Annotated in this window: 28 protein-coding genes; 7 read left to right on the forward strand and 21 right to left on the reverse strand. The window is 35.9% G+C overall.

Translation table 11 applies throughout. The features are described 5' to 3' along the window. Positions 1–45 precede the first annotated feature (45 nt). Both I6U50_RS03110 and I6U50_RS03115 read left to right on the forward strand, forming a co-directional pair. Entirely contained in the window at positions 46–561 is a 516-nt protein-coding gene (locus I6U50_RS03110; RefSeq protein ID WP_193709659.1) for a tetratricopeptide repeat protein, read from the forward strand. Between the two features lie 239 nt (positions 562–800). Next, positions 801–1,271, forward strand: coding sequence for a TlpA family protein disulfide reductase (locus I6U50_RS03115; protein ID WP_232805866.1), 471 nt, complete (start codon positions 801–803; stop codon positions 1,269–1,271). Positions 1,272–1,313: 42 nt separating this feature from the next. Here the strand turns inward: I6U50_RS03115 and cls are convergent, their stop codons facing one another. From cls to I6U50_RS03130, 3 genes are read right to left on the reverse strand one after another with little or no spacing between them, the layout of a single operon-like run. Further along, positions 1,314–2,783 carry a cardiolipin synthase gene (gene cls / locus I6U50_RS03120; RefSeq protein WP_198637813.1) on the reverse strand — a complete coding sequence of 490 codons (1,470 nt, stop codon included), beginning with the start codon at positions 2,781–2,783 and terminating at the stop codon, positions 1,314–1,316. Further along, positions 2,784–3,734 (reverse strand): lytic transglycosylase domain-containing protein, encoded by a 951-nt coding sequence (locus I6U50_RS03125; RefSeq protein WP_198637814.1) that lies wholly within the window; start codon positions 3,732–3,734, stop codon positions 2,784–2,786. A 17-nt stretch (positions 3,735–3,751) separates the two neighbouring features. Continuing rightward, positions 3,752–4,438 carry an alpha/beta hydrolase family protein gene (locus tag I6U50_RS03130; RefSeq protein WP_198637815.1) on the reverse strand — a complete coding sequence of 229 codons (687 nt, stop codon included), beginning with the start codon at positions 4,436–4,438 and terminating at the stop codon, positions 3,752–3,754. Positions 4,439–4,718: 280 nt separating this feature from the next. Between I6U50_RS03130 and I6U50_RS03135 the strand changes: the two genes are divergently transcribed. Then, complete coding sequence (locus tag I6U50_RS03135) at positions 4,719–5,021, forward strand: GNAT family N-acetyltransferase (RefSeq protein WP_198637885.1); 303 nt, start codon at positions 4,719–4,721, stop codon at positions 5,019–5,021. Here the strand turns inward: I6U50_RS03135 and mtaB are convergent. The 3 genes from mtaB to I6U50_RS03150 form a co-directional block, all read right to left on the reverse strand. Further along, the gene (gene mtaB / locus I6U50_RS03140; RefSeq protein ID WP_198627253.1) at positions 5,018–6,349 is read right to left on the reverse strand and encodes a tRNA (N(6)-L-threonylcarbamoyladenosine(37)-C(2))-methylthiotransferase MtaB; all 1,332 of its coding nucleotides are present in this window, start codon (positions 6,347–6,349) and stop codon (positions 5,018–5,020) included. The genes I6U50_RS03135 and mtaB overlap by 4 nt on opposite strands. A gap of 312 nt (positions 6,350–6,661) precedes the next feature. Beyond that, a complete protein-coding gene (locus I6U50_RS03145; protein WP_198637816.1) occupies positions 6,662–7,111 on the reverse strand; it encodes an OsmC family protein in 450 nt (149 codons plus the stop codon). 109 nt (positions 7,112–7,220) lie between these two features. Continuing rightward, entirely contained in the window at positions 7,221–8,369 is a 1,149-nt protein-coding gene (locus tag I6U50_RS03150; RefSeq protein WP_198637817.1) for a cysteine desulfurase family protein, read from the reverse strand. A gap of 99 nt (positions 8,370–8,468) precedes the next feature. Between I6U50_RS03150 and I6U50_RS03155 the strand changes: the two genes are divergently transcribed. Then, complete coding sequence (locus tag I6U50_RS03155) at positions 8,469–9,515, forward strand: hypothetical protein (protein WP_198637818.1); 1,047 nt, start codon at positions 8,469–8,471, stop codon at positions 9,513–9,515. On the opposite strand, the gene I6U50_RS03160 is transcribed toward I6U50_RS03155, so the two are convergent. Both I6U50_RS03160 and I6U50_RS03165 read right to left on the reverse strand, forming a co-directional pair. Beyond that, positions 9,512–10,057, reverse strand: coding sequence for a Smr/MutS family protein (locus tag I6U50_RS03160; protein WP_198627257.1), 546 nt, complete (start codon positions 10,055–10,057; stop codon positions 9,512–9,514). The two genes, I6U50_RS03155 and I6U50_RS03160, sit on opposite strands and share 4 nt — an antisense overlap. Continuing rightward, positions 10,057–10,254 carry a hypothetical protein gene (locus I6U50_RS03165; protein WP_193709669.1) on the reverse strand — a complete coding sequence of 66 codons (198 nt, stop codon included), beginning with the start codon at positions 10,252–10,254 and terminating at the stop codon, positions 10,057–10,059. The genes I6U50_RS03160 and I6U50_RS03165 overlap by 1 nt, the downstream gene beginning before the upstream one ends. A gap of 76 nt (positions 10,255–10,330) precedes the next feature. On the opposite strand from I6U50_RS03165, the gene I6U50_RS03170 reads away from it, so the two are divergent. From I6U50_RS03170 to I6U50_RS03180, 3 genes are read left to right on the forward strand one after another with little or no spacing between them, the layout of a single operon-like run. Beyond that, positions 10,331–12,076: a T9SS type A sorting domain-containing protein gene (locus I6U50_RS03170; RefSeq protein WP_198637819.1), complete on the forward strand. Its 1,746-nt coding sequence runs from the start codon at positions 10,331–10,333 to the stop codon at positions 12,074–12,076. A gap of 2 nt (positions 12,077–12,078) precedes the next feature. After that, the gene (locus I6U50_RS03175; protein WP_198637820.1) at positions 12,079–12,372 is read left to right on the forward strand and encodes a DUF2752 domain-containing protein; all 294 of its coding nucleotides are present in this window, start codon (positions 12,079–12,081) and stop codon (positions 12,370–12,372) included. A gap of 10 nt (positions 12,373–12,382) precedes the next feature. After that, positions 12,383–12,715 (forward strand): CCC motif membrane protein, encoded by a 333-nt coding sequence (locus I6U50_RS03180; RefSeq protein WP_198637821.1) that lies wholly within the window; start codon positions 12,383–12,385, stop codon positions 12,713–12,715. Between the two features lie 131 nt (positions 12,716–12,846). Here the strand turns inward: I6U50_RS03180 and hisIE are convergent, their stop codons facing one another. From hisIE to fabG, 13 genes are all read right to left on the reverse strand, one after another. Continuing rightward, positions 12,847–13,464, reverse strand: coding sequence for a bifunctional phosphoribosyl-AMP cyclohydrolase/phosphoribosyl-ATP diphosphatase HisIE (gene hisIE, locus I6U50_RS03185; RefSeq protein ID WP_198637886.1), 618 nt, complete (start codon positions 13,462–13,464; stop codon positions 12,847–12,849). A gap of 272 nt (positions 13,465–13,736) precedes the next feature. Further along, positions 13,737–14,492 carry an imidazole glycerol phosphate synthase subunit HisF gene (hisF, locus tag I6U50_RS03190; RefSeq protein ID WP_198637822.1) on the reverse strand — a complete coding sequence of 252 codons (756 nt, stop codon included), beginning with the start codon at positions 14,490–14,492 and terminating at the stop codon, positions 13,737–13,739. Positions 14,493–14,545: 53 nt separating this feature from the next. Continuing rightward, a complete protein-coding gene (hisA, locus tag I6U50_RS03195) occupies positions 14,546–15,283 on the reverse strand; it encodes a 1-(5-phosphoribosyl)-5-[(5-phosphoribosylamino)methylideneamino]imidazole-4-carboxamide isomerase (RefSeq protein ID WP_193709673.1) in 738 nt (245 codons plus the stop codon). Between the two features lie 49 nt (positions 15,284–15,332). Then, positions 15,333–15,698: a four helix bundle protein gene (locus I6U50_RS03200; protein WP_198637823.1), complete on the reverse strand. Its 366-nt coding sequence runs from the start codon at positions 15,696–15,698 to the stop codon at positions 15,333–15,335. 12 nt (positions 15,699–15,710) lie between these two features. Continuing rightward, the gene (hisH, locus tag I6U50_RS03205; protein ID WP_198637824.1) at positions 15,711–16,304 is read right to left on the reverse strand and encodes an imidazole glycerol phosphate synthase subunit HisH; all 594 of its coding nucleotides are present in this window, start codon (positions 16,302–16,304) and stop codon (positions 15,711–15,713) included. A gap of 173 nt (positions 16,305–16,477) precedes the next feature. Further along, entirely contained in the window at positions 16,478–17,620 is a 1,143-nt protein-coding gene (gene hisB / locus I6U50_RS03210; protein ID WP_198637825.1) for a bifunctional histidinol-phosphatase/imidazoleglycerol-phosphate dehydratase HisB, read from the reverse strand. Between the two features lie 231 nt (positions 17,621–17,851). Beyond that, positions 17,852–18,898, reverse strand: a complete 1,047-nt coding sequence (gene hisC, locus I6U50_RS03215; protein ID WP_198637887.1) for a histidinol-phosphate transaminase — start codon at positions 18,896–18,898, stop codon at positions 17,852–17,854. A 135-nt stretch (positions 18,899–19,033) separates the two neighbouring features. Continuing rightward, positions 19,034–20,317: a histidinol dehydrogenase gene (gene hisD / locus I6U50_RS03220; protein WP_198637826.1), complete on the reverse strand. Its 1,284-nt coding sequence runs from the start codon at positions 20,315–20,317 to the stop codon at positions 19,034–19,036. 1 nt (position 20,318) lies between these two features. After that, positions 20,319–21,182 carry an ATP phosphoribosyltransferase gene (gene hisG / locus I6U50_RS03225; RefSeq protein ID WP_198627269.1) on the reverse strand — a complete coding sequence of 288 codons (864 nt, stop codon included), beginning with the start codon at positions 21,180–21,182 and terminating at the stop codon, positions 20,319–20,321. Positions 21,183–21,541: 359 nt separating this feature from the next. Further along, the gene (locus I6U50_RS03230; RefSeq protein ID WP_198637827.1) at positions 21,542–22,840 is read right to left on the reverse strand and encodes a serine hydrolase domain-containing protein; all 1,299 of its coding nucleotides are present in this window, start codon (positions 22,838–22,840) and stop codon (positions 21,542–21,544) included. A gap of 10 nt (positions 22,841–22,850) precedes the next feature. Then, on the reverse strand, positions 22,851–23,669 hold the full coding sequence (locus I6U50_RS03235; protein WP_198637828.1) for a prohibitin family protein: 819 nt from the start codon (positions 23,667–23,669) through the stop codon (positions 22,851–22,853). 13 nt (positions 23,670–23,682) lie between these two features. Further along, positions 23,683–25,710, reverse strand: coding sequence for a VWA domain-containing protein (locus I6U50_RS03240; protein ID WP_198637829.1), 2,028 nt, complete (start codon positions 25,708–25,710; stop codon positions 23,683–23,685). A 77-nt stretch (positions 25,711–25,787) separates the two neighbouring features. After that, positions 25,788–26,534, reverse strand: a complete 747-nt coding sequence (gene fabG, locus I6U50_RS03245) for a 3-oxoacyl-[acyl-carrier-protein] reductase (protein WP_198637830.1) — start codon at positions 26,532–26,534, stop codon at positions 25,788–25,790. Positions 26,535–26,542 lie beyond the last annotated feature (8 nt).

Genomic DNA, 26,542 nt, shown 5'->3' on the forward strand with positions numbered 1-26,542 from the left:
TTAATTGTTTTTGCTACCTTTGCCGCTTTAAAAATAAATACATTTATGTTTAACAAGAATATCAAGTTAGTTTTAGCAGGAGCTGTATTAGGCGTTGCAATTTGGCAGTTTGTAGAAGGAAACATTGGAAATGGTATCATGTTTATACTTCTTTCCTTAATTTTTGTATTCCTGTATTTTAAAAACGAAATGATATTACTTGCTTTCTTACGCTTAAGGAAACAAGACTTCCCCGGAGCAAAAAAGTGGCTGGATAGAATAAAGAACCCCGAAGCTGCCCTTACACAAAAACAACAAGGCTATTATTGGTATCTACACGGCCTTATGGTTTCACAAACAAATATTACACAGGCTGAAAAATTCTTTAAACGCGCTATTAAATTAGGTCTTTCTATGGATCAGGATTTAGCTATGGCCAAACTTAATCTTGCCGGTATTGCGATGACCAAACGCCGAAAAAGAGAAGCAACCAATTTACTTGCCGAAGCTAAAAAGCTTGATAAACACGGTATGCTTAAAGACCAAATGAAGATGATGAAGCAACAAATGAAGAAAATCTAACTTTATTATAATTTTAGTTAATTTCTATTTTTATTGATAATTCAAAAAATCACAGTGCATATATCGCCCTCTTATCGATAATATCTCAATACCTTCTTCTACCGAAGTACTTTTGTTAAATGTAGACTAGAAGAACTTGCATAAAACATTTTTTACTCTTTCTTTTTATAATTTTCAGATTAAATGTCCAGGCACAAACTGAAAAAAGCGATAAGCTTTACTTTTCTGATGCGCTTGCTATGCACTTACCTAAATATGCTGTAAAAGCAAAAGAAGCTTATAGGCATAGGGAGTTTAAAAAAGCAAAACACTTGTTTGACACGCTGGTAGAAACAAAATTAAAAGGAACTTATATAGATAATTTTAAATTTTTAAACCTGAAAGATAAAACTGTTGCTTTATACGATTTTAAAAAGCCGGTTTATCTCTTAACTTATGTTTCCTGGTGTATTCCCGGCAAAAAAAAAATTCCTGTCCTAAATGAGCTTGCTAAGAAATACCAGGATAAAATAGATTTTGCAATCTTATTTTGGGATACAAAACAAAAAGCTAATGAACATAAAAAGAAGTGTTTTTCACCATATAACTTATCGAAGGAAGCTTCTTTTAAACTTAATTACGAGGCTATTAATTCTGCCATAAGCAATAATTTGCTTGGAAAGTCAGGGCAAGAAGCTCCTGAAAATTTTAGGGAAATATCCCCACAATAGAAATTGATCGTAAAGTCTATTAAAAAACATACTTTAACACCCTTACAGTAAAGGAGCCCACAGTCTCGCAAGTGCTTCCCTTATTTTTTCCGTTGAAGGGCGCTTTAACCAATCTTCTAAAATCAATTCGGTAGTTTCCTCAAGGTCAACATTATACACTTCAGTCATTTCTTGTGCCACCCTAGTATCATATAAAAAAGCATTGATTTCAAAATTTATATCAAAACTGCGATTATCAAGGTTACAGGAGCCAATACTGGTTAGCACACCGTCTACCACCATAGTTTTGGCATGAACCATCCCTTTATGGTAATGATAAACCTGAACACCAGACTCCAGTAATTGCTCTATATAAGAATTGGTAGCGTAGCGCGCAATCACTGAATCTCCCTTTTCCGGAATAATAATCTTTACATCAATACCAATTCGGCTGGCCATACAGAGCGCGGTAAGAATCTGATTATTGGGAATAAAATAAGGTGTGGTAATATAAATATATTCTTCAGCCGTGTTAATTGCCGTTAGAATGGCTTCCATAATATTCTGCCAATCGGTATCAGGGCCACTGGCAGCAATTTGAACTGCTGTCCTTTCTGGTATTCCAATCTTCGGGAAAAACTCCTCTTCAACTTTTAAGACTTTTCCGCTAATAAAATTAAAATTAAGTAGAAATTGTACCTGTAAAGATTTTACCGCATGCCCTTCCACTCTTAGATGTGTATCCCTCCAAAACAATTTTTCTTTTGGATTTTCTTCAAAATTCACATATTCATCACAAATATTAATGCCGCCAATAAAGCCTATATCACCATCTATAATGGCCATTTTTCTGTGATTATGATAATTTAATTTACGTGTTAGATTTGGAAACCAAACCGGCATAAAAGGAAAAATTTCAATCCCATAGGATTTCATTTTCTTTACCGCTTTAGAGGAAAGCCTGCTAGCTACATAATCATAACTAACCCTTACCTTCACCCCTTCTTCCGCCTTTTCGCAGAGTAATAAAATGAGTCGGTTTCCTATTCTACCGCTGTTAAAAATATAATATTCAATATGAATATGATGCTTTGCCTTTTTAATATCTTCAAATAAGGCTGAAAACTTATTTTCGCCATTTATAAGAACCCTGACTTTATTTTTAAAGGTGACCGGCTTTTTTTGATTATTCTGAAGCAAACGAACCAGTTTCATTTTTTCCTCGATAGTACCCCTCCCACGATACTTCTCGATAAGTTCCTGCTCATTAAGTATTAACTTTTCTTCCCAGCGCTGAATGATATTTTTATCATAAAGTTTCTTTCGGTTAAACAGCTTACTTTTTCTAAATTCCTGGGCAAAAAAGTAATAGACCAAAAGGCCTATTACCGGTAGGGCTAATAATGCAAAAATTAGGGAAATACTTTTTACAGGCTCTCTAAAATGCATCAATTCGTAGCCAATCGTTATAAAAACGATAAGGAAGTTGGCAGAAAGTAAAATCCACCAAATATTATCCAGGAAATAATTCATTTATTTCACAGCCGTATAAGAATTTTCTTCAGGAATCTTAATTTCATATTCTTTTCTTGAGGCATTATTTAAATGCGCTTCCCTAAGCCAGGGATTATGGATCTTTAGGATTTTATAATTGATGTTAAAATGTTTCGCAAAATCAGCGAAATCATTCACCACGGTATCTACCTTTACGGTTCTGGTTGGAATATTTTTATAAAGATGTTTTTCTTCAAAATTAAAACCGTATTGCTCCGGATTGGTTAATATTTCTTTTAAAGCCAAAATCCTAAACATATAGCGGCCGGTTTCTGTGTTTAACAATAATTCGTAATAGTCATTTACCTTTTGTCGTTCCAGTTGCCTTTCAACTCCCCTGTTCCCGGCATTATAAGCGGCAGCTGCCATTGTCCAGCTACCAAATTTTGCTTTAGACCTCTTAAGATAATCGGCGGCAACACGGGTAGATTTTTCAATATGGTAACGTTCATCTACATTATCATTTATTTCAAGGCCGTAATCTCTTCCGGTTCCTTTCATTATTTGCCAAAAACCTCTGGCACCGGCCGGAGAAACTGCCTGGGTTAAACCACTTTCTATCACGGCCAGGTATTTAAAATCGTCTGGAACACCTTCTTCCTTTAGAATAGGCTCTATAATTGGAAAGTATTTATTTGCCCTTTTTATTAAAAGCAAGGCATTAGATTGCCAGTAAGTATTCACCAGTAATTCCCTGTCCATTCTCTCATAAATGTCTGGATCATCTAAAGGCACTTCTTCTCCGGCAAAATTTATATTTTCTGGCATCGGTAAAGCGTAAATATTGTAGTCTTTTACCGGCCTATCGTTTGCGTTGGTTTTTACATATTCCTGTATTTTGGAATTGGGGGCCTGTTGGGTTGCATTAACACTTACAAACACAATGGTAAGTAATCCCACTATTATTAAAGCAGATTTTAAAATTCTCATAGCAATTATTTTTTATTTTATTTTTCTTCAATTTTTCCTGAAAGTATTAATTCAGGTAGGTACTTATTAAACCAACGGTAACGATTTAAAATCATTATATGCGTACCGTTTTTAACATTGATATAATTTGAAATATATTTAGCGGGAAAAATCTCATCTTTATCCCCATGAATATGAACAATATCTTTTCGAGCTTTTGCACAACTCCATAAAACCATATTTTTTATGGCCCAGTCTAGATACCGTTGATTTCTAACCGAAAGATACTGTCTATACAGTTTTGCTCTTTTTTTTATAAAGTCTCCCACCGCAATTTTCTCAAAATGGTCTACATAGTCTAATAAGCTTGTAGGTATAAGTTTAAATAAACCTGTACTTGCCGCATACCGCATACGTCTTGGCAACTCTGCCCTACATTTTACGCTAGAAACTATAATAAGCCGTTTTAAGTCTAGGTTTTTAGCCATTTCCTGCACAATAACCCCACCAAAAGAAACCCCTATTAATACCGGGTTTTCGTGTTTTACATATTTATTCATACGTAGGGCATAGCTTTTTAAGCTTTCGTCCTTTTTAGGAATAATCCATTCTAAAAAATGCATTTTAAAACGATCTTCGGGAAGTTTTATAAATTCAAAAATAGATGAATTTGCAGCCATTCCCGGCATAAAATAAACATGAATCAACTCTTTTTCATTAGTCATTTTAACAAGTATATAACACTCTCAATTAGCCTAAAACCGTAAATTTACTTATCAAAATTACTGCTAATTATTTGGCTTTCACAATTGAAAGATTAAAAATAATATACAAATCCTCAAAGCCTTTTATTTTTATGATTCTTATCAGGATTTCAACTTTCAAAGCTTTATTTAACTACCTTTATATCAAGAACTAAAAGTAACTTTTATTGGTCCATTTTTATTCTTATTTAGGATAACCTATACTGTTTTAAAATAGCTATCACAGAAAAAAAGAGAAATGATGAATGCTGAAGAAATTATAATTACCGACAACGAGTTCTTAAGACAATTTGAAACTACCATTAACGATCAACTTGCCACCATAGAATACTCTCAACAAGAACGAAAAATTTTCCTTACAAGAGTTTTTATGCCCGAGCCTTTAAAAGAACAGGGATATATGGATGCTTTTATTGAAGCCGTGCTGGAGGAAATAAAAGATCGAAACACGCGTGTAATGCCCACCAGCCCCGATATAGCTAAATTTATGAGAAAGAACAGAAGAAAATATAAAGACTTGTTACCGGTAGGAATTAATATTTAAAGCGCTACCTTTTCTGCAGCAAACTCAAATCTAACTATACCATCTTCATCAATTGAGGTGAGTTTTATTTGATGTAGTGTATTTACCAATGCAGGGTCCCAGGGAGCTTTCACTTTTACATAGTTTTCAGTAAATCCGTGAATATAACCTTCTTTATTTTCGCCTTCAAAAAGTACGGTGCAATTACTTCCTAACTGGCTTTCATAAAAAGCCCTTCTTTTCTTAGCCGAAAGCCCACGTAGCATTTTACTTCGTTTTTTTCTAACTTTATTAGAAACCACGCCTTCCATTTCTGCTGCAGGAGTATTATCCCTTTCAGAATAGGTAAAAACATGCAGGTAAGAAATGTCTAATTCATTTAAATAATTATAGGTTTCCAGGAAACGTTCTTCTGTTTCTCCGGGGAAGCCTACTATAACATCAACCCCAATACAGGCATTAGGCATCACTTTTTTAATTTGTGCCACTCTATCGGTATAAAGCCCACTCATATAGCGTCGCTTCATAAGCTTTAATAACTCATCGCTTCCACTTTGTAATGGAATATGGAAATGAGGAACAAAGGTCTTGCTTTGTGCAACAAAGTCTATGGTCTCGTTTTTCAATAAGTTGGGTTCAATAGAAGAGATTCTTAAACGTTCAATCCCATCAACCTTATCTAGAGCTTTTACAAGATCAAGAAAAGTATGCTCGTGTTTTTTATTACCAAATTCTCCTTTGCCGTAATCGCCAATATTTACGCCGGTAAGCACGATTTCCTTAATTCCTTTTGCCGAAATCTCAGCAGCATTGGTAAGTACATTTTCCAGTTTATCGCTTCGTGAAATTCCTCGAGCTAGCGGGATGGTGCAATACGTACACTTATAATCACAGCCATCCTGAACCTTTAAAAAGGCTCTTGTCCTGTCGCCAATAGAATAAGCTCCCACATAGAAATCGGCTTCATCAATTTCACAAGAATGAACTTCACCCATCTCATTTTTAGAAAGGTCGTTAAGATAATCGGTAATTTTAAATTTTTCAGTAGCTCCCAGCACCAGGTCTACCCCCTCTACATCGGCCAGTTCCTCGGGCTTTAATTGCGCATAACAGCCAACAGCAATCACAAACGCATCCTCATTTACTTTTTGCGCTTGCTTTACAATGGTTTTAAAACGTTTATCGGCATTTTCGGTCACCGAGCAGGTATTAATCACATAAATATCAGCTGCTTCAGAAAATTCTACACGCTCAAAACCTTCATCTTTAAAAGATCTTGCAATAGTAGAAGTTTCTGAAAAATTGAGTTTACAACCCAGGGTATAAAATGCGACCTTCTTAGTATTCATACATCTGCCTGTTTCTGTAGAAGTTAAATGTTTTTTGGGGCTACAAAGATACCAACAATTATTGTTTTAGGAAAACATTGTTTTGGTTATCGGTTTTCAGTTATCAGTTCTCAGTTCTCAGTTTTGAGTTATCGGTTTATGGTCATCATCGAGGAGGCGATAGCCAACGTGACATTCTGTTGTTGAAATTCGCCTTCAAGTGTCATTCTGAACCTGCCCGTCAAGGCAGGCTTTCTTCAAAATGACGCAATGCACAAACAATTAAAAAAGATTGTCGCGCTCTTTACTCACTAGTTGTTACTTTGAAAACCACTATACTTCTACCGATGCAATTTTAATTTCTGGTTCCAGAATAATCTTAGATTTTATAGAGTTGGAGATCAAGCAGGCTTTTTCGCTCTTTTCAAGGATGCGTTTTGCCCTTTCAGCATTATTTACGTTAGAAATCTCCAGAACAGGTTTCAATATAATCTCTGTCATTTGAAACTTCCCATCAACTTTATCTAATTTTCCTATAGCTTGAGATTTAAAACTGACAAATTCAAGTTTAGAATTTTCAGCAATTGCCAAAAAAGTAGTCATCAAACAACTTTCTACAGCAGCAACCAAAAAATGTTCGGGAGACCAAATATTAGGGATTCCTTTTGGAAAATCGGGCGGGGTTGCAGTTTCAATTATATCGCTTAATTCGGGAGAAGAAACTTCCCCCTTTCTATCTTCTTTCCAGGTTAAGTCTACCCGGTATTCGTGTTTATGGGCCATTACTATTTATTTTAATCCCAAAAAAGGGTAATTACATAACAAAGTAACGGCAATTTAAAACCTTAAAATATGACCTCGATCAGCCTCTTAAAGACTAATTTTGAATCTTTTAAGATTCAATAAAGTCTTTTAGGGTATTTACCACGTAGTCTAATTCTTCTTTGGTATTAAAACGTGAAAATGAAAAACGAACCGAGGGCTTTTTAAGATCTTCATCATCTAAAAATGCGTTTAAAACGTGAGAACCTTTATCGCTTCCACTTTGGCAGGCGCTACCCTTAGAGCAGGCAATTCCTTTTAGATCCAGCTGAAACAATAGCATTAGTGCTTTATCTTCCGGTACCGGCAAACATATATTTACCAGCGTATAGGTACTTTTTTCTAAATCGGCACATTCACCATTAAATTTCACACCGGGAATTTCAGCCTTTAACTTGGAAATAAAATGAGCTTTTAAATCACTAACATAGGCTTTTTCTTCGGCTAAATTATCTAAAGATAGTTTTAAAGCTTCTTCCAGGCCTACAATATTATGAACTCCTTCGGTGCCGGCACGATGGCCACGCTCCTGCTCTCCTCCAAAAATAAGTGGTTTTAATCCACTGTTTTTTCTAACAAAAGCAAATCCCACGCCTTTGGGACCATGAAATTTATGAGCGCTTACCGCTGTAAAATCTACCGGGATTTCACTAAAATCAAGATCATAATGACCCACCGACTGTACACAATCTGAATGAAAAATTGCACTGTGCGTTTTACACAGTTTTCCAATTTTTTTGATATCTATTTTATTGCCAATCTCATTATTTACGTGCATCAGACTCACCAGTGTTTTCTTATCTGATGCTTTCAGCAACTCCTCTAAATGAGTTTCCTTTATATTTCCGCAGGAATCTAAATCAACATAAGCCACTTCAATATCAAAACAATCTTGAAGCTGTGCTACAGTATACAAAACTGCATGATGCTCAATTTTAGACGTAATAATACGTTTTACGCCAAGATCTCGTAAAGCAGAGTTTAGGACAAGATTATCGGCTTCGGTACCTCCGGAAGTAAACACAATTTCAGATGCTTTAACATTTAAATAACCGGCTACGGTTTTACGCGCCTGCTCAATTAAAGATTTGGCAGACCGCCCAAAAGAATGTGTAGAAGATGGGTTCCCATACACCTCTTTCATTACAGAGGTCATTTTATCTATTACTTCGTCACGCATTTGCGTGGTTGCGGCAGAATCTAGGTATACATTTTTCATCGCTGCAAAATTAAACGAAATAAAATTATTTAAAAGAACCTACCCTAAAAATCCTTAATTCCGCTATTTTTGTTTCAGTTTGAATATATGCGCATACCTATGAAAAAGATTTTTGCAGCCCTGTTATTTAGTTTCACCCTCTACTCCTGTGACGATGGGGACATTACCGTAACCAGTTTTGATTTGGAAGACAGTGATTTAAGCATTTGTGAAATTGATGATAAGAAGGTACTTTGGGTAGTGAATAATGAAGATGTTTATGAATCTATGTCGTTAGAACTGGACGACAACGCTTTAAACGACAGCCTTACAAATGTCTTAACTTTAAATGTTGAGGATACTATAGAGATTAGTCTTAGCGGTGAAAAAAACCGATTGGTTTATAGAATTTACGATGCCGAAATTAATGGAAGGAAATATTTTTGCCAGGGAGTCCCTCCCGGATCCCCAAGGGTTTTAGAGGAATATGTCTCTGCAGGAGGAACTGTAACCATCACTACCAGTTTTAACGATCTTGGCTTAAATGAAGATGCAGATGCCGATGGTGATGGCATACCGAATGCTGAAGAAGGTTTTGACCCCAATGGAGGTAATCACCTGGATACCGATGGTGATGGTATCCCTGATTATTTAGATATTGATGACGATAATGACAATGTCCCGACAGAAAGTGAAATAACTGCGAACCCGGGAGAACCAACCACAGAAGAAGGCTTTTTGAATACCGATGGTGAAGATAATCTTCCCGATTATCTAGATCCTGACGATGATAAAGATGGTATATTAACAAGGCACGAGGTAAGGCAATCTGATGTGGAAGATGGAAATATAGACCCCCGATCATTGATAATTGCAGAAGACGGCATTCCAAATTTCCGCAAAAAAGAACTTAGCGAGATTAGTTTTGAGCACGAGCTTCAACTAGACCATTCTATTGAACGGGATTATAGATCTGTTATAGTAATAAGAAATTTCAACCTAATTCGCCAGGACGGTAGCGGGGAAGATATTCGGTTTGATTCTTATAACCTGGGGAGGTTGGTAGCAAACGGTATTCTCTTTAAACAACTAACAAACCGCCAACAGGAATTACAGGATGCAGAAGAGGAGAATGAAGAAGGGACAGAAGAAAACCCTGGTAACTAAGCATTCTGAAAAATATAGACTTCGGTAGCGCCCAGACCATATTTTTGATAATCGGCGTCATAGAATTTTAGATTATCGTAGCGACCCAGGAAAAAGTCGAGTTCAGCTTTGAGCACGCCTTCGCCTACCCCATGAATAAACACAATTTTTTGAATGCGTTTGCTTATTGCAAATTCCAGTTGTCTTTTGGCAGTTTCCATTTGCAGGTTCAACATATCGTGATTACTCATTCCGCGGGAAGACCTGGTTAGTTTTTCTATATGCAAATCTACTTCCATAGGAGGTAAATTTCGCTCTTTGGGCTTTATACGTCGGGATTTGGGTTTTGGAGGTAATTTCTTTTCCTTTAAAACCTCATCAAAATCTACGTCTCCCGGCATTACATCTATAGAAGTTTCTATTTTCACCAATTCTTCCCTGTTAAAATCCATTTCAAAACCATCGGTGGTCTCTATATAAACTTTATCGGCTTCAGTTTTTAATACATAGCCTTCTAAGACATCGTCTAAAACCGCAACTTTATCTCCCTTTTTGAACTCCATTATTCCTTATTTTCATCTTCTTTATGATCGTCTTTCGTTTCTACCCAAAAATTGGTAGCACGATATAGACCTAGCATAATAGTAATCAGGCCAATAATCTTAAAATATGGATGGGCATTTTCAGCAGCGATAGCATATAGTAAAAGGCCACCACCTACTACGATTAAAATTGTATTTAGTACTTGAGAATTGTTCATTATTTTACCTGTTATCCCTTATTTTACAGCTGTTAAAAAAAACGGTTATTGTATTTGCTGCAAAGTTACAGGAATTATGAGGCAAATTTACTTCTTAGCTTTTATTTTCTCGTTTTCCTACGGAAATGCCCAACTGTATATTGCTCCTTCCCAAACGGGAGATTCTTATATTTACCTTAGTGATAGATTGTTGTATGTTGAAGATAATATTAACTTAGAAAAGAACCATTCTCCCGATACTGAAGCCAGTATTTATTTACGCAAGGAATCTCAATTACTACAAGGTGTAAAAAGCACTAATAATAATTCGGGGAACGGTTGGATTTCGGTTTTTCAGGAAGGCACCTCTAATGCTTTCGATTATAATTACTGGTCGCTACCAGTTAGTAACAATATAAGCGCTAACCAATTTGGCGCAGTAATCTTCCAGCCAAAAACAAAAACCAGAAGCCTCCCCGCATTGATTACCAATAATTTAGAGGGGAGTGCTAATCCTTTAAAAATTTCTACACGATGGATTTATAAATTTTCGGGTAGCAGCTACGAAGATTGGACATATATAGGAAATAATTTTGATGTAAAACCGGGAGAAGGTTTTACGATGAAAGGTGTAAATGGTAGCGATCACAACCTAATAAATGGTATAGAAAACAATCCCGGAAACCGACAACGCTACGATTTTAGAGGTTTACCCAATGATGGAGAAATAAAAGTCCAAATAAAGAATAATAAAAGCGTTTTAGTAGGCAACCCTTATCCTTCGGCCCTTCATTTACAAAGTTTTTTGTTAGAAAATCCCAACAGTACAGGAATAGCCTATTTCTGGGACTCCAGGGATAATGGAAACTCCCATTATCTAAAAGACTATGAAGGCGGTTATGGTTCGTATTCCCCGGGTGCCAATGCCTATGCACCGGCTGTTTTTAAAACTTATAATGATGGCGGTGCAGAAACAGGAAATTCTGGAGCAAATGGCAAGCATATAGCCCGGGAGTACAGTCCCATAGGCCAGGCATTTATGCTTACAGGAAAAAGTGACGGCTATATTTCGTTTAAAAATTCACATAGAAGATTTCAAAAAGAAAATAACCTAAATTCCGAATTTAAAAATCAACAAAGAAATGAGTTTCCTTTATTAAAGCTCAATGTAAATTTTAACGATTTATATACGCGCAAGCTTTTATTGGCTTTTAGGGAAGATTCTTCCAAAGAAGAAGATTGGGCTATGGACGCAAAAATTTATGGCATGCTAGACAACGATGCCGGCTGGAATATAGCAGAAGCCTTATATAATATTCAGGTTAGGCCTTTTAGAAAGAACGATAAGATCCCATTGTACATAAACTTATCTGAAGCCTCCAAATTGAGTTTCAGCATGGAAAATATTCAGGGTTTTAAAGCAAAAGAAATCTTTGTCTTTGATGCCTATTTAGAGACCTATAATTCTATTTCCGAAAACGAATTCACGATAGATTTAGAAAAAGGAAACTATAGTACACGTTTTTTTATTAGTTTTATGCAGGAAAAAGAGTACAGTCCTTTACCAAAGGAAAATGAAGTTGACTTGGAAATTACATCCCCGGAAGTAATTATTGCTCAAAATAATTCACTTTCACAATTGGAGGTAAAAATGCTGCAAGCCAATTTAAAACAAATATTACTTTATAATCTTAATGGGCAAATGATATTTAAACAAAACATAGCAGCTGGAGGCAAAGGCTATAAATTATCTACTTCCGGTATTCGGGATGCCATCTATATTGTAAAGGTAATTTCTTCTGAAAACCTGGAATTCACCAGTAAAATTAGCATCAAAAATTAGTGATGGAAGAATTTATGCTGCCTTGTCTTAACAAGAGCCTTACCGGGGTAGATTGCTTTGGTTGTGGGGGGCAACGTGCTTTGCTTATGATTTTTAAAGCAGAGTTTACCCAGGCATTTTTTATGTTTCCTGCTATTTATCCTATTTTGGCATTACTCGCTTTTCTAATTGTAAACCTATTTGTAAAATTCAGATATGATTTTCAAATAAAAATTGCCCTCATTATTTTTAGTGGTGCAGTGATGCTTATAAGTTATTTAATAAAAATGAACACGTATTTTCAACTAACCCAATAAACCAAACTTTATGGAAAGACAACAACTACCTAACTCAACTTTAATTTTAATTTTCGGGATCCTCTCTATCATTGGCTGCTGCTGTTATGGCGTACTCGGTATAATTTTCGGGATCATCGCCCTGGTTATGGCAAAGAGAGCCACAGAAATATACAACGCCCAACCTGAATCATACACCGGTTACCAAAATGTAAAAACCGGAAAAATTCTTTCTATAATTGGTCTTGTATTAAGTGTAATTTATGTGATTTTTATGATTATAGCTTTAATTATATACGGTGGATTTGAAGGGTTGCAGGAAATACAAGAAGAGTTTGTAAGAGAGGTGCAACAAAATCAATAAATTATCTTAATTCTAAAAAATAAAAAAAGCCTTTCTAAATAGGCTCTTTTGAGTAAACTGCCTCGTGCGATGCATTAAAAAGCCAGCTAAAATAGCTGGCTTTTATGTTTTAGGTTATGAAGATGGAAAATTTAATGTCGCTTTTCCAAAACTTTGGCAATATCTTTTAAAGAAAAACCTTTGGCCTGTAATAAAATTAAATAATGAAAAAGCAAATCGGCACTTTCATTTAAAAACAAATCATCGTTATTATCCTTCGCTTCAATAACCGTTTCTACGGCCTCCTCGCCTACTTTTTGAGCTATCTTATTCATTCCCTCATCAAAAAGGGAAACTACATAAGAGTTTTTATCCTCACGTAACCCGGGCTCTACCTCACTCATTCTTTTTCGCCTGGCGATAATTCCTTCTAATTGAGATAGAAATCCAAAATTAGGCTCATTTTCTTCAGCCCAACAAGTATCTGTTCCCTTATGACAGGTTGGACCTTCAGGATTCACCGAGATTAACAAGGTATCTTTATCACAGTCGTTTTTAATACTTACCAAATGGAGGTAATTACCGCTTTCTTCACCTTTTGTCCATAAACGATTTTTAGTTCTGCTAAAAAAAGTTACTTTTTTTGTTTCATTTGTTTTCAAAAAAGCCTCCTCATTCATATACCCTAACATTAGTACCTTTTTTGTAGATGCGTCCTGGATTATCGCCGGTACAAGTCCGTCGTTATTCTTATTAAAATCTATATTCATGTCTACTTTTCTTTTTATAAATGTCATCCTGAATTTCTTTTCAGTGCCTGCCCCGATTTTTATCGAGATCTAATTATATTTTTTTGAATAGGAACTTTTTTTAAAAGCTTTAAAAAACATCATCTTAGACCGTAGTTTCGGGATTAATTTCAGGATCCAATATTTTATTTTAAACCACTTAGAAGCTGAAACAAGTTTAGCTTTACGAAATATAGCACTAATCAAGCTTGTTTCTCTATTCTATCTTCTATTCTCTTTTTTCTTGCTATTATTTAAAGCCTAACTTCCACGCCATTTCTACGAAGTTCTTCTTTTAAGTCTTTAATTTCAATCTCCTTAAAGTGAAAAACACTAGCGGCAAGGGCGGCGTCTGCTTTTCCTTTTATAAAAGCATCGGTAAAATGCTGCATAGTTCCCGCACCTCCTGATGCGATTATGGGTATATTTAAGTCTGAAGATAAAACTGCCAATGCTTTATTGGCGAAACCTTCTTTGGTTCCATCGTTATTCATGGAAGTAAATAGAATTTCCCCTGCTCCGCGTTCTTCCACTTCTTTTGCCCACTGAAACAAATTTACATCGGTGGGCACTTTTCCGCCTACCAGGTGTACTAACCATTCACCGTTTACCTGTTTGGCGTCAATAGCCACGGTAATACATTGACTCCCGAATTTAGCAGCAAGCTCATTAATTAGGTTTGGTTTTTTGAATGCTGAAGAATTTATGGAAACTTTATCGGCTCCATTTTTAAGCAAAATATCCACGTCTTCTATAGATGAAATTCCACCACCAACGGTAAAAGGAATATTAACTTTTTCGGCAACCCGCCTCACCAAATCGGCCAGGGTTTTTCGTTTTTCTTCCGTAGCCGAAATATCAAGAAAAACCAATTCATCTGCACCGGATTTTGCGTAGATTTCTGCTAGTTCAACCGGATCTCCGGCATCCCTTAAATCTATAAAATTTACGCCTTTTACGGTTCTTCCGTCTTTAATATCCAGGCAGGGTATAATTCGTTTTGTAAGCATTGTTTGTATATTAAAGTTCCTTTCTTTTTTAAGGGAAAGTAACCGGGGTACATTTAATTCTCTAAAATAAACTTCTCCAATTCTTTCATTTGAATACGACCTTCATAAATTGCCTTTCCAATTATGGTGCCTTCACAACCAAGTTCAGCCAGTTTGGGTAATTCGCTAAAGGTAGAAATTCCTCCTGAAGCTATAAGTTTTAGCTTTTTATCGTCTGAAGAAGTTTCTTCCAGAATTCTGCGGTACAGTTCAAAAGAAGGACCTTCCAGCATCCCATCTTTAGAAATATCGGTACAAATCACATAGTTTATACCTTCTTGCTGGTATTCCCTAATAAAAGGAATGAGTTCTTTATTAGATTCTTCCTGCCAGCCGCTAACCGCAATTTTTTCGTTATTGGCATCAGCTCCCAGGATTATTTTTTCAGGACCAAATTTCTTAATCCAGGATTTAAAAACTTCAGGATCTTTAACAGCAATACTACCACCGGTTATTTGCTGTGCGCCACATTCAAAAGCAATTTGTAAATCTTTATCGGTTTTTAATCCGCCACCAAAATCAATTTTTAAACTGGTTTTAGAAGCTATTTCTTCCAAAATTTTATGATTTACAATATTTTTTGATTTAGCACCATCCAAATCTACCAAATGTAAATACTGAATCCCGTGCGCCTCAAAGTTTTTGGCTACTTCTAGCGGATTTTCATTATAAATTTTCCTGGTATTGTAATCGCCTTTTGAAAGACGAACACATTTACCTTCAATAATATCTATAGCTGGAATTATTCTCATTTAAAGTACAAAGTTAGAAGTTTGAAATATGAAGTATTAAAAATTAAAATTATGTTTTCTTGTTTTGTTGTTTTCGTCTTGCTGTATTTATTGAGGCTACTGTAATGGCCAAAATCTCTTCCGCTTCACGGTGTAAGTTTTGAGCTTTTTTAATGTCTTTACCTTTCATGATTTCCATAAATAATTCAAGAAAATACATACTCTCGTCTGCTTCTTCTTCAACGATTTTAAGTTTATTTATAAAATCGGCAGTAGATTTGGCACGTTGAGAAGCTCTATAATTTGCTCCCACAGAACTTGAACAACGGATGAGTTGATTGGCAAAAGCATTATACTCTCTGGAATAAGGTATTTCTTTACAGAAAAACCAGCAATCTAATGCGAACTGTTTTGTTCTTTTTTTTAAGTCGTTCATTACTTCGTACTTTTAATTTCGTACTTCTAACTTCAAAAAATTTCCCAGAATTTTCTCGCCCGCTTCACTACTTTTCTCGGGATGAAATTGTACTCCATAAAAATTATCTTTTTGGATAGCCGAGGTATATTCTACTCCGTATTCAGTAGATGATATGGTTTCTGAACATTCCTTAACGTAAAAACTATGTACTAAATACACGAATTCTCCTTCTGAAATTCCGCTAAACAATGGGGATTTTAGATCATAAATTTTATTCCAACCAATTTGCGGAACTTTTAATTTATTATCGAATTTCACTACGTTGGCGTGAAAAATTCCGAGGCCATCTGTATCTCCTTCCTCGCAATATGTACACATTAACTGCATTCCAAGGCAAATTCCCAATACCGGCTGTTCTAAAGTTGGAATTAGCTTATCTAAACCGGTAGACTTTAGCATTTTCATTGCGCTGCTGGCCTCACCTACTCCGGGGAAAATCACTTTATCTGCCGTTTTAATTTCTGCGGGATCGCTACTTAAAATCGCCTCGTAACCCAGTCGCTCTATCGCAAATTTTATACTTTGAATATTACCCGCCCCGTAATCTATTATTACTATTTTCATATTTTAGTTTTCAGTAGTAAGTATTGTGTATTGAGATTCTTTACATCTTTTAACACACTACTTATATCTGTCATTTATTGGCATTGTTAAAGGGTGTAATACCCCCAGGCTTGCCTCGAAATTAAAATTTTGTTTCCAACAAATACCTCGTGGCCTTACCTCGAGATAGTTTACTATAACATTCCTTTGGTTGATGGCAGAATCATTTTTTCGGCATCTCGTTTTACCGCCACTTTAATTGCCTTGGCAAAAGCTTTAAATATAGCCTCAATTTTGTGGTGCTCATTTTGCCCCTCAGCTTTTACATTTAGGTTGGCCTTAGCACCATCGGTAAAAGATTTAAAGAAATGATAGAACATCTCTGTAGGCATTTTCCCCACCATTTCACGGTTAAATTCGGTTTCCCACACTATCCAATTTCTTCCGCCAAAATCTATAGCTACCTGGGCCAGGCAATCGTCCATAGGTAAGCAAAATCCGTAGCGTTCTATACCAAGTTTATTGCCCAAAGCTTTGCTAAAAACTTCTCCCAGGGCAATGGCGGTATCTTCAATAGTATGGTGCTCATCAACCTCTAAATCGCCCTTTACCTGAACCGTTAGATCCATTTGACCGTGACGGGCTATCTGATCTAACATATGGTCAAAAAATGCAATTCCGGTACTAATATCAGATTTTCCGGTTCCATCTAAATTTAGTTGAATAAAGATATCGGTTTCATTGGTTTTCCTTGAAATTTCTGCCCTTCTATCCTTCAGCTTTAAGAATTCATAGATATCTTTCCAACTATCGGTATTAAGAACTATAGCTTCTTTAATTTTCTCCTGGTCATTCTTCACTTCATCGGTGGCCAAATCTTCATGTGTATCTATAAAAATACCTTTTCCACCAAAATTATAGGCAAACTCAATATCTGTAAGCCGATCGCCAATCATAAAAGAATTCTTTAGGTCGTATTCTTTTTCATTATTTAAATACTTTCCTTCTAAAAGCCCCGTATTAGGTTTTCGGGTAGGAGAATTATCTTTTGCGAAAGTACGGTCCATTAGAATTTCACTAAACTCCACGCCTTCATTTTTGAAAGTTTGAATGATAAAATTTTGAATAGGCCAAAAGTCTTTTTCCGGATAAGAATCTGTGCCCAGGCCATCCTGATTGGTTACCATCACCAATTTAAAATCCAGTTCTTCAGCAATTTTTTTTAAATAGTACAAAGCTTCAGGATAAAATTCCAATTTTTCAATACAATCTACCTGATAATCTTCCGGCTCGTGAATTAGGGTTCCATCACGATCTATAAATAATACTTTTTTCATAACTTACCTTGCAATTTCCGCAGCCTGTGCTGAATTTATTTCAGTAAAGGCGGAAATCTTTTATTTTCAAATCTTTAAACTAATATCTCTGAGTTATTTAACCAGCCAAATAATAGGCTTTATAAAATTACTTAATTCGTCATCCTAATTTTACTTCAGGATCTATGCTGTTTGGTATCGAGTATCTTAGAAGCTGAAACAAGTTCAGCTTGACGAAAACTATACTTTTTATTATTCTATACTCTTCAAAGCTTCTATTAACTTTTTATTTTCCGCTTGGGTTCCAACAGTTAAGCGTAGTGTATTTTCGCAAAGCGGTTGCGTAGTACGGTTTCTAATTACTATTCCTTTTTCTAACAATTGCCCATATCTTTTATTGGCATTATCTACTTTTACCAAAATAAAATTAGCATCAGATGGGTATATTTTCTCAACAAACCCAACATTCGCTAGAGCCTCACTTAAGAGGGTTCTTTCTTTAATTAAATCGGCTATTTCAGAAACTACCTGCTCTTTTTTAAGCACTCTATCTAAAGCCCTTACTTGCGTTAATTCATTTACATTGTAAGGAGGTTTAATTTTATTTAAGATTTCAATAATTGCTGTAGAAGCATAGCAAATTCCTAAGCGTATTCCCGCCATACCATATGCTTTAGAAAGTGTTTGGGTAACTACCAGATTTTGATATCGCTCGAGTTTATGTAACCAGCTTTTTTCTTCTGAAAAATCTATATAGGCCTCATCTACAATCACTAAACCATTAAAACTTCCCAGAATTTGTAAAATCTTTTCTTCTGAAAATGAATTACCCGTAGGATTATTGGGAGAACATAAAAAGATCATTTTTGTATTTTGATCTACCGAATTCAGAATCTCTGTTACATTAGGTTCAAAGTCTGAATTTAGCAAAACTTCCCTATTCTCTATGTTATTGATATTGGCCAGTACTTTGTACATACCATAGGTAGGAGGCAAGGTAATTATATTATCATCTCCCGGCTCGCAAAATGCACGAAACAGCAAATCCAGTACTTCATCGCTTCCATTGCCCAGTAGAATATTTTCTGAAACAATACCTTTTAATTTTGCCAATTCAGCCTTTAGGTTACGTTGCTGCGGATCTGGATACCGATTTACATCGGTTTGAAACGGATTTTCATTTGCATCTAAAAAAACCATTTCAGAACCCGTAGACTGGTATTCGTCCCTGGCGGAAGAATAAGGCTTTAAAACGGCCACATTAGGCCTTACCAGATTATTTATATTAAATTTATTCATTCTATTTGAATGGTCTTTAATCTTCATTCTGAAATTATTTCAGAATCTAATATGTTCTAACAGTCTATATCTTAGACCCTGAAACAAGTTCAGGGTGACGAAGAGAATAAATTCAGAATGAAGATATTTTTAGTATTACTTTAATTCTTTTAACCGTAAGCTCACCGCATTTTTATGGGCTGCCAAACCTTCGGCTTCTGCCATTAACTCAATGGCAGGACCAATTTCACGAATACCTTCTTCAGATATTTTTTGAAAAGTCATACTCTTCATAAAACTATCTAAGTTCACTCCGCTATATTGTTTGGCATAAGCATTTGTGGGCAGGGTATGGTTGGTTCCCGAAGCATAATCTCCGGCACTTTCGGGAGTAAAATTTCCTATAAAAACCGAGCCTGCATTCTGAATACCTTCGGTGAAAAAACTTTCGTTAGTCGTACAAATAATAAAGTGTTCCGGGCCATATTCATTAATTAAATCCAGAGCATCTTTCTCTTTTTCAACATATATTAGCCTGGAGTGGGCTATGGCCTTTTCGGCAATATCCTTTCTTGGTAAAACTGCTAATTGATTGGTTACTTCCTTCTCTACCTCTTCCATTAAACTTTTAGAGTTGGAAACAAGCACTACCTGGCTATCTGCCCCGTGTTCGGCCTGGCTTAACAAATCTGAGGCAACAAAAGCTGCATTGGCAGAATCATCGGCTAAAACAAGTAATTCAGAAGGACCTGCCGGCATATCTATAGCCACATTATAACGAGTTGCCAATTGTTTCGCCACGGTAACAAACTGATTACCGGGACCAAAAATCTTATAGACCTTTGGGATGGTTTCGGTACCAAATGTCATTGCAGCAATTGCCTGAATCCCACCAACTTTATATATTTTAGTCACACCACATAATTCTGCGGTATATAAAATGGCTGGATGTACATTTCCATTTTTATCTGGCGGCGTACACAGTACAACTTCTTCACAGCCGGCAATATTTGCAGGAGTAGCCAACATTAAAATTGTAGAAAATAAAGGAGCACTTCCACCCGGGATATATAATCCAACTTTTTGAATAGCCCTTTTTTCCTGCCAGCACTTTACTCCATTAGTTGTCTCAACCTCTATTCTATCGGTTTTTTGTGCAGCATGAAATTTTTCGATATTGCTTTTAGCCAATTTGATAGCATCTTTCAATTCGTTGGAAACCTTAGCGGCAGCAGTAGTTACTTCTTCTTGTGTAACTTTTGTTTGCAAAAGATTTATTCCATCAAAAAGTTCGGTATATTTTGATACTGCGGTGTCCCCTTTTGTTCTTACTTCACTAAAAACCTGGTTTACGGTTTCTTCAATATCTTCTATAGTTTGCGTAGGCCTTTTTAAAATTTTGGCCCATTCAGACTTAGCAGGATTATAAAATTTTTCCATCTTAAAGTACCATTTTTTCTATAGGTGCAACTAAAATACCTTCGGCACCATTTTGTTTTAATTCATCTATTACCTCCCAGAAACGTTCTTCATTAATCACGGTATGAATAGAACTCCAGCCTTCATCGGCAAGCGGAAGAATTGTAGGACTTCTCATTCCAGGCAGTAATTCGATGATCTTTTCTAAATTTTCATTGGGAGCATTCAGTAAAATATATTTAGAAGTACGCGCATTTAAAACCGATTTCAATCTAAATTGCAATCTCTCTAGAATTTGCTGTCGTTCTTCTGAAATTTCAGGAGAAATAGCGAGCACGGCTTCACTCTTCAACATAATTTCTACCTCTTTTAATCCGTTTTTAAACAAAGTGCTACCGCTGGAAACAATATCACAAATACCATCAGCTAACCCAATATTAGGAGCTATTTCTACCGAACCATTAATGATATGAAGTTCGGCTGTAATACCTTTCTTCTCCAGGAATTCATTTACCGTGTTAGGATAAGAAGTGGCAATTTTTTTGCCGTCAAGATCTTTAAGGCTATTGTACTCCATAGATTTTGGCACAGCCAAAGAAACACGACATTTTGAAAACCCAAGTTTTTCACCCTGAATAATATCTTTTCCTTTCTCAATTAGCACATTCTCGCCAATTATGGCTACATCAACCACTCCATCTCTTAAATACTGTGGTATATCACCATTTCTAAGATACATTACCTCTAACGGAAAGTTACGTGATGAAGCTTTAAGTTGTTCTTTTCCATTATCTATAGAAATACCGGCATCTTTCAGTATTTTGAGGGAATCTTCATTTAATCTACCCGATTTTTGAATAGCAATCCTTAATTTTTCCTGGCTCATTTTTTAAATTTCTTTTACGCTTTAGTTGTTGGTTATAAAGTAAACTATCTCGGGGCAAGCCCACGAGGCATTCGTTGAAAACAAATTTTTAATTTCGAGGCAAGCCTCGGGGTATTACACCCTTTGGCGGTGCCAATAAAAAAACCCGTTTGAATAGCTCAAACGGGTTTCAAATATGCTGAAAATTACAACACACCAAATTTACCTCGCCTGAGCGCAGTAATAAATATGATGGTGATGTAATTGAAAATTCTTCATTGTGATTACAAATCTAAATATAAATTTTAAACTGCAAAACAGCTTTCTTATTTTTTATCAATTTTTGTCTAAAACAATATAATTAATTCTCGAATTTCAAATTAATCATCAATAGCACTAAAAAGCATTTGCCTGAATTTCCAGGCGGTTTCATCGCCGGTATTTCCTTGTGTTTGCTTCAACAAAATACCGATTACCTGCTCCTGGGGATCGGCAAAATACTGCGTGTTAAAATAGCCACCCCAATCGAAAGTACCGGCACTTCTCTGCCCTCCGGTTATTTCTCCTATTTCTGTTATCACGCCAAAAGCGAGACCGTAATACTGATTCGGAAAATTAAACTTTTCCCCAACCTGGTTCCCCATAATAATAGCTACTGTTTTTCGGCTTAACAAACGAGTACCATTATACTCCCCTCCATTTAAATACATTTGAAGAAATTTGGCGTAATCTTTTGCCGTACCCGATAGCCCTGCACCACCTGAAAAATAAGTACCATCTTTTGTTAATGGATAATTCGTATTATAAAATGTATTCGGAAAATTTCTCCAATTGCCATCTTTTCTATGCTGAATCGCCACCAGACGATCTTTTTTTGATGAAGGCTGATAAAATCTTGTGTCGTTCATTTGTAGGGGATCAAAAATTCTTTCTTTCAGAAATGTATCAAAATCCTGCCCTGAAATTACCTCGATAAAATAACCCAAAACATCTAATCCTACACTATATGTAAATTTTTCACTGGGCTCATGGTGTAAGGGCAAAGCGGCCATTTTCTTTACATTTTCACCAATGCTAATGTCTTCTTCGGTAAATAACTCGACTATTCCTGCCCTGGAGTAAATTTTCTTCATACGCTGATCGCCATCTATCCTTCCATAACCCAAGCCCGAAGTATGGGTTAAGAGATGCCGAATAGTAATTTCATTTTTAGCCGGTGTCGAGGTGTAACTACTGTCTGCTTCGTTAAAATCTTTTAAAATTACTGGATTTTCAAATTCGGGAATATACTTAGAAATAGGGTCGTCTAAACGAAACTTCCCTTCCTCCCATAGCATCATAACTGCAGTGGCTGTAATGGCTTTTGTTTGTGAGGCCAATCTAAAAATCGCATCTTTTTCAAGTTCTTTTCCCGATGCATTTGCATCTCCATAGGCTTTATGAAGAACAATTTTCCCATCCCTGGCAATTAGGGCAACTGCACCCGGTACTTGATTTTCATTTATGGCAAATTGAAGCATCTCTTCAATTTTCTGTATTCTTTCTGAAGATATTCCTACTTCAACAGGACTAGCTGTTTGAAGTGTCCCGGAATTGGTAACCGAAGTGGTTTGGGCAAAAACAGCAAGGCTTCCTATAAAAATAGAAAGCCTTGCAAAATTTAAGAAAATAGATTTCATTTTCATTATTTTAATTTCCTCCACCTAAAATTAAAGGCATTCCATCTTCACCCGAACCTATAATCACGGTTTTAGAATTACCCGATCTGGCCAATTCCAGCGTTGCCTGAATTCCTTTTTCTTTCAGGATATTTGGGGTTAAAGAGGCATTCAAGATATCGTTGGCTCGTGCTTTACCTTCAGCATCAATACGCTGTCTTTCAGCTTCTTGCTCAGCTTTAGTTAAACGAAATTCGTATTCCAAAGATTCTTGCTCCTGGCGTAGTTTACGCTCAATTGCATCTTTAATATTTGGCGGAAGGGATACATCTCGCACCAAAACTTCATTTACCTGCACATATTGATTTCTAAGTAAAATTTGAGTTTCTTCTAAAATTTCTTTCTGAATCGCTTCTCTTTTACTCGCATATAATTGCTCAGGATTATACCTTCCTACCACCGCCCTTGCGGCCGATCTAACTGCGGGCTGAAGTAAACGCTGAATATATTGCTCGCCTTTTTCTCTATGTAGTTTTCCCAGTTGCTCATAAGAAGGTTGAAACCAGGTAGAAGCATCTAGCTTAATTTCAAGACCATTAGAACTCAAAACCTGCATTTTTTCTTCTAAAGATTGTTGCCTTACTTCATAAACATACACTCTATTCCAGGGTGCTACAAGGTGAAAACCTTCATTTAAAGGCGGTTCATCGGTAACCACACCACCTCCAAAGGTTTTATACAAAACCCCTGCCTCACCAGAACCAATTGTAACGGTAGATTTTGCGACAAAAATTATTAAAATAACGATTCCTATAAGAATAGGAACTCCAAGCTTGGGTAATCTTTCCATATATAAATTAAATTTAAATTAATCCTTTATACTTTCTGTAAAACCATTCTATTGCCAGTATTAAAACCAGCAGAAATAGAAGGTAAAACCAGTCTATCAAAGGTACGTCTTTTTGTTGGCTTTTTTGAACAGGCTTGTATTTATCGGCATTTAAAAGCCTATTTATAAATTCTTGCGTTTGATTTTGGTAAAAAATCCTCGTTCCAGAATTTTCAGCTAAGGCCTGCATTGCATTTTTGTTAGCTGAAATAAATTTTTGCTCAATATTATAACTTATTACTCCAAAACTTCCCGAACGAGAAAGCCCGGTTTCTGCTTCGTTAACCTGAAAAGTATAAATACCTGGTGGTAAACCACCTAAATCTACCTGGTAGGTATTATTTTTTAAGATAAATTGGGACTCAAAGCTGTTTAAAGAATCTTCTACCGTAATTAGTAAGTTAGCCTTTGGATCGAACTGATAGTTTTGATCGAAAAAATTCGCATTAATTATAGCCGATTCATTTTCATAAAAAAAAGACTCGTAATCTAAAGTTAATCGCTCTCGTTGCTTTGTAGAGGCCAGGTTTTGAACCAGTTTTCCGAAGAAATTATCAAAAGCTTCAAAAGATTTATCTTCCAAAAAGCTAGCCGAACGCCAACGCCAGATATTTTCTCCAAAAATATAGCCTATTTTACGCTGTGCATTGCCCTGTATAGCCAATAAAGGTTGTGTGGTTTCTACATTTTCAATTTCCTGAAAATAAATACTTTCAATACTATTACTTTCAAACTCAATATTACCAAACTTATCTTCAAGCGGGGGGAAATTTGAAAAAACAGCATCTTCAAATTGAAACTGGTTGAAATTTGGATTTCTCACCGCGAATATTTCCTGATTTTGATTCGTAAAATCTTTTATTATAAAATCCTGAATATTATTTATAAAATTCCAATTGGTTTTTGTGCCGGTAATAAGAAGATAGTTTTGGTTATTCTTCTTCAACTCTTCAAAGACAGATAAAAAACCAGCATTGGGCTGGTATAATATTACTAACTGATAGTCTTCCAGGATAAGGTCATTTTCACCAATATACTTAATGGCAAGCTGCCGTTGCTTGTTGGTTTCTACAGCCTTTTTAATGGCTCCTAAATCTGGATGCGACATAGCACTTAGCAGCAAAATTTCAGTACGCTCATCAATTACTTCTATCGCGAAACTTTTAATGTTGTTCGCCTGGTTTTTTTCGGTTGCCAAAGGCGCAATTTCAGCTTTATAAGAAAGTACTCCTAAATTTGTGGCGGGAAGTTCAGCCTGGATTATTACAGAATTATTATCGTTATCTAACGAAACCTCTTCAGAGAAAATAACCTTTTCGTTTTCTTTAATAACAAACCTGGTATTTACCGCATCTTCTCCCGAGTATGAAATAAAGGCTTCTACCGGAAAACGATTATCCAAAAATGCGTAATTATTTAGGTTTAACCTGGTTAATTCCAGATCGGGATATTGTGTGGTATCGCCAATTACAAGGGGGTAAATTTCTGTATTTTTAGAATTAAAGTATTCAAAATTACGACCGGAAGTTTGATTTCCATCGGATATTAGTGCAATAACCGATTTCCTTTTTTTAGAAAGTGCTTCAACCCCTTCTAATGCCGAAAAAATATTGGTTTCAGTATCCTTAAAGTCATTAATATCGCCCGATTTGAGTTCTTTTCCGAAGTTATACTGAACGAGATCAAAACGTTTATTTAATTTTTCGTTAGACTTAAAGCTTTCCAGTATAAGTTTAAGGCTATCTTCCTGCTTAAGATGATTTATAGACCAGGAATCGTCTGCCAACAAAATAAGCATAGGTTTTTCTAACTTATAGCTGGTAAAACCAATTTTAGGGTTAATAAGCAGCAAAAGAAGTATAAAAACCGAAAAAAAGCGTAATGAAAAAAGAATATAAGTATCCCTACCTCTTTTTCTAGACTTATAGAGGTATTGAAAAAAAGCAAACCCCAGCGCAATCAATGCAGCCAGGGCGATAAATAAAATTTTAGATAACTCCATTAAAGTGAAGATAGTTAATCCTTTCCGGGTAAAAGTTAAAAGTTCTAATAACTAATCACTCTTAACTTCTAACCTATCTATGTATGCATCCCCCCATCTACGTGAAGTACCTGCCCGGTAACATAAGCACTTAAATCGCTCCCTAAAAACACACAGGCGTTAGCTATATCTTCTGGGCTTCCACCTCTTTTTAAAGGAATTGCCTGTCTCCAGCCATCAACTACTTTGTCGTCTAACTTTTGAGTCATTTCTGTTTCTATAAATCCGGGGGCAATAACGTTGGTTCTAATATTTCTTGAACCAAGTTCCTGGGCCATAGATTTAGAAAAACCAATAATTCCGGCTTTTGAAGCAGCGTAATTTGCCTGACCCGCGTTACCGGTTACACCTACTACAGAACTCATATTAATAATGCTTCCCTTACGCTGTTTTAACATGGTACGTTGTACAGCTTTGGTCATATTAAAGATCGACTTTAGGTTCACTTCAATAACCTTATCAAAATCTTCTTCGCTCATTCGCATAAGGAGATTATCTTTTGTGATACCTGCATTATTTACCAGAATATCTATAGCCCCAAAATCTTCGGCTACATCTTTTATAAGTTGTTCGGCTTCTTTAAAACTCGCTGCGTTAGATTGATAGGCTTTGGCTTTTACCCCCAATTCGCCCAATTCGTCTGCCAATGCATTGGCAGACTCAGCTGAAGAATTATAAGTGAAAGCTACGTTAGCACCGTGCTGGGCAAAAACTTTAGCAATTCCCTTGCCTATTCCACGGCTACCACCGGTTATTATGGCATTTTTCCCTTCTAATAATTTCATATTTATAA

The sequence above is a fragment of the Salegentibacter maritimus genome, from assembly GCF_016236975.1.
Taxonomy (GTDB): Bacteria; Bacteroidota; Bacteroidia; order Flavobacteriales; family Flavobacteriaceae; genus Salegentibacter; species Salegentibacter maritimus.

What these genes read in the sequence shown, in the direction of transcription:
- I6U50_RS03110 (WP_193709659.1), top strand. Translation starts at nt 46, where the DNA reads ATGTTTAACAAGAATATCAAGTTAGTTTTAGCAGGAGCTGTATTAGGC.
- I6U50_RS03115 (WP_232805866.1), top strand. Translation starts at nt 801, where the DNA reads ATGCACTTACCTAAATATGCTGTAAAAGCAAAAGAAGCTTATAGGCAT.
- cls (WP_198637813.1), bottom strand. Translation starts at nt 2,783, where the DNA reads ATGAATTATTTCCTGGATAATATTTGGTGGATTTTACTTTCTGCCAAC.
- I6U50_RS03125 (WP_198637814.1), bottom strand. Translation starts at nt 3,734, where the DNA reads ATGAGAATTTTAAAATCTGCTTTAATAATAGTGGGATTACTTACCATT.
- I6U50_RS03130 (WP_198637815.1), bottom strand. Translation starts at nt 4,438, where the DNA reads ATGACTAATGAAAAAGAGTTGATTCATGTTTATTTTATGCCGGGAATG.
- I6U50_RS03135 (WP_198637885.1), top strand. Translation starts at nt 4,719, where the DNA reads ATGAATGCTGAAGAAATTATAATTACCGACAACGAGTTCTTAAGACAA.
- mtaB (WP_198627253.1), bottom strand. Translation starts at nt 6,349, where the DNA reads ATGAATACTAAGAAGGTCGCATTTTATACCCTGGGTTGTAAACTCAAT.
- I6U50_RS03145 (WP_198637816.1), bottom strand. Translation starts at nt 7,111, where the DNA reads ATGGCCCATAAACACGAATACCGGGTAGACTTAACCTGGAAAGAAGAT.
- I6U50_RS03150 (WP_198637817.1), bottom strand. Translation starts at nt 8,369, where the DNA reads ATGAAAAATGTATACCTAGATTCTGCCGCAACCACGCAAATGCGTGAC.
- I6U50_RS03155 (WP_198637818.1), top strand. Translation starts at nt 8,469, where the DNA reads ATGAAAAAGATTTTTGCAGCCCTGTTATTTAGTTTCACCCTCTACTCC.
- I6U50_RS03160 (WP_198627257.1), bottom strand. Translation starts at nt 10,057, where the DNA reads ATGGAGTTCAAAAAGGGAGATAAAGTTGCGGTTTTAGACGATGTCTTA.
- I6U50_RS03165 (WP_193709669.1), bottom strand. Translation starts at nt 10,254, where the DNA reads ATGAACAATTCTCAAGTACTAAATACAATTTTAATCGTAGTAGGTGGT.
- I6U50_RS03170 (WP_198637819.1), top strand. Translation starts at nt 10,331, where the DNA reads ATGAGGCAAATTTACTTCTTAGCTTTTATTTTCTCGTTTTCCTACGGA.
- I6U50_RS03175 (WP_198637820.1), top strand. Translation starts at nt 12,079, where the DNA reads ATGGAAGAATTTATGCTGCCTTGTCTTAACAAGAGCCTTACCGGGGTA.
- I6U50_RS03180 (WP_198637821.1), top strand. Translation starts at nt 12,383, where the DNA reads ATGGAAAGACAACAACTACCTAACTCAACTTTAATTTTAATTTTCGGG.
- hisIE (WP_198637886.1), bottom strand. Translation starts at nt 13,464, where the DNA reads ATGAATATAGATTTTAATAAGAATAACGACGGACTTGTACCGGCGATA.
- hisF (WP_198637822.1), bottom strand. Translation starts at nt 14,492, where the DNA reads ATGCTTACAAAACGAATTATACCCTGCCTGGATATTAAAGACGGAAGA.
- hisA (WP_193709673.1), bottom strand. Translation starts at nt 15,283, where the DNA reads ATGAGAATAATTCCAGCTATAGATATTATTGAAGGTAAATGTGTTCGT.
- I6U50_RS03200 (WP_198637823.1), bottom strand. Translation starts at nt 15,698, where the DNA reads ATGAACGACTTAAAAAAAAGAACAAAACAGTTCGCATTAGATTGCTGG.
- hisH (WP_198637824.1), bottom strand. Translation starts at nt 16,304, where the DNA reads ATGAAAATAGTAATAATAGATTACGGGGCGGGTAATATTCAAAGTATA.
- hisB (WP_198637825.1), bottom strand. Translation starts at nt 17,620, where the DNA reads ATGAAAAAAGTATTATTTATAGATCGTGATGGAACCCTAATTCACGAG.
- hisC (WP_198637887.1), bottom strand. Translation starts at nt 18,898, where the DNA reads ATGAATAAATTTAATATAAATAATCTGGTAAGGCCTAATGTGGCCGTT.
- hisD (WP_198637826.1), bottom strand. Translation starts at nt 20,317, where the DNA reads ATGGAAAAATTTTATAATCCTGCTAAGTCTGAATGGGCCAAAATTTTA.
- hisG (WP_198627269.1), bottom strand. Translation starts at nt 21,182, where the DNA reads ATGAGCCAGGAAAAATTAAGGATTGCTATTCAAAAATCGGGTAGATTA.
- I6U50_RS03230 (WP_198637827.1), bottom strand. Translation starts at nt 22,840, where the DNA reads ATGAAATCTATTTTCTTAAATTTTGCAAGGCTTTCTATTTTTATAGGA.
- I6U50_RS03235 (WP_198637828.1), bottom strand. Translation starts at nt 23,669, where the DNA reads ATGGAAAGATTACCCAAGCTTGGAGTTCCTATTCTTATAGGAATCGTT.
- I6U50_RS03240 (WP_198637829.1), bottom strand. Translation starts at nt 25,710, where the DNA reads ATGGAGTTATCTAAAATTTTATTTATCGCCCTGGCTGCATTGATTGCG.
- fabG (WP_198637830.1), bottom strand. Translation starts at nt 26,534, where the DNA reads ATGAAATTATTAGAAGGGAAAAATGCCATAATAACCGGTGGTAGCCGT.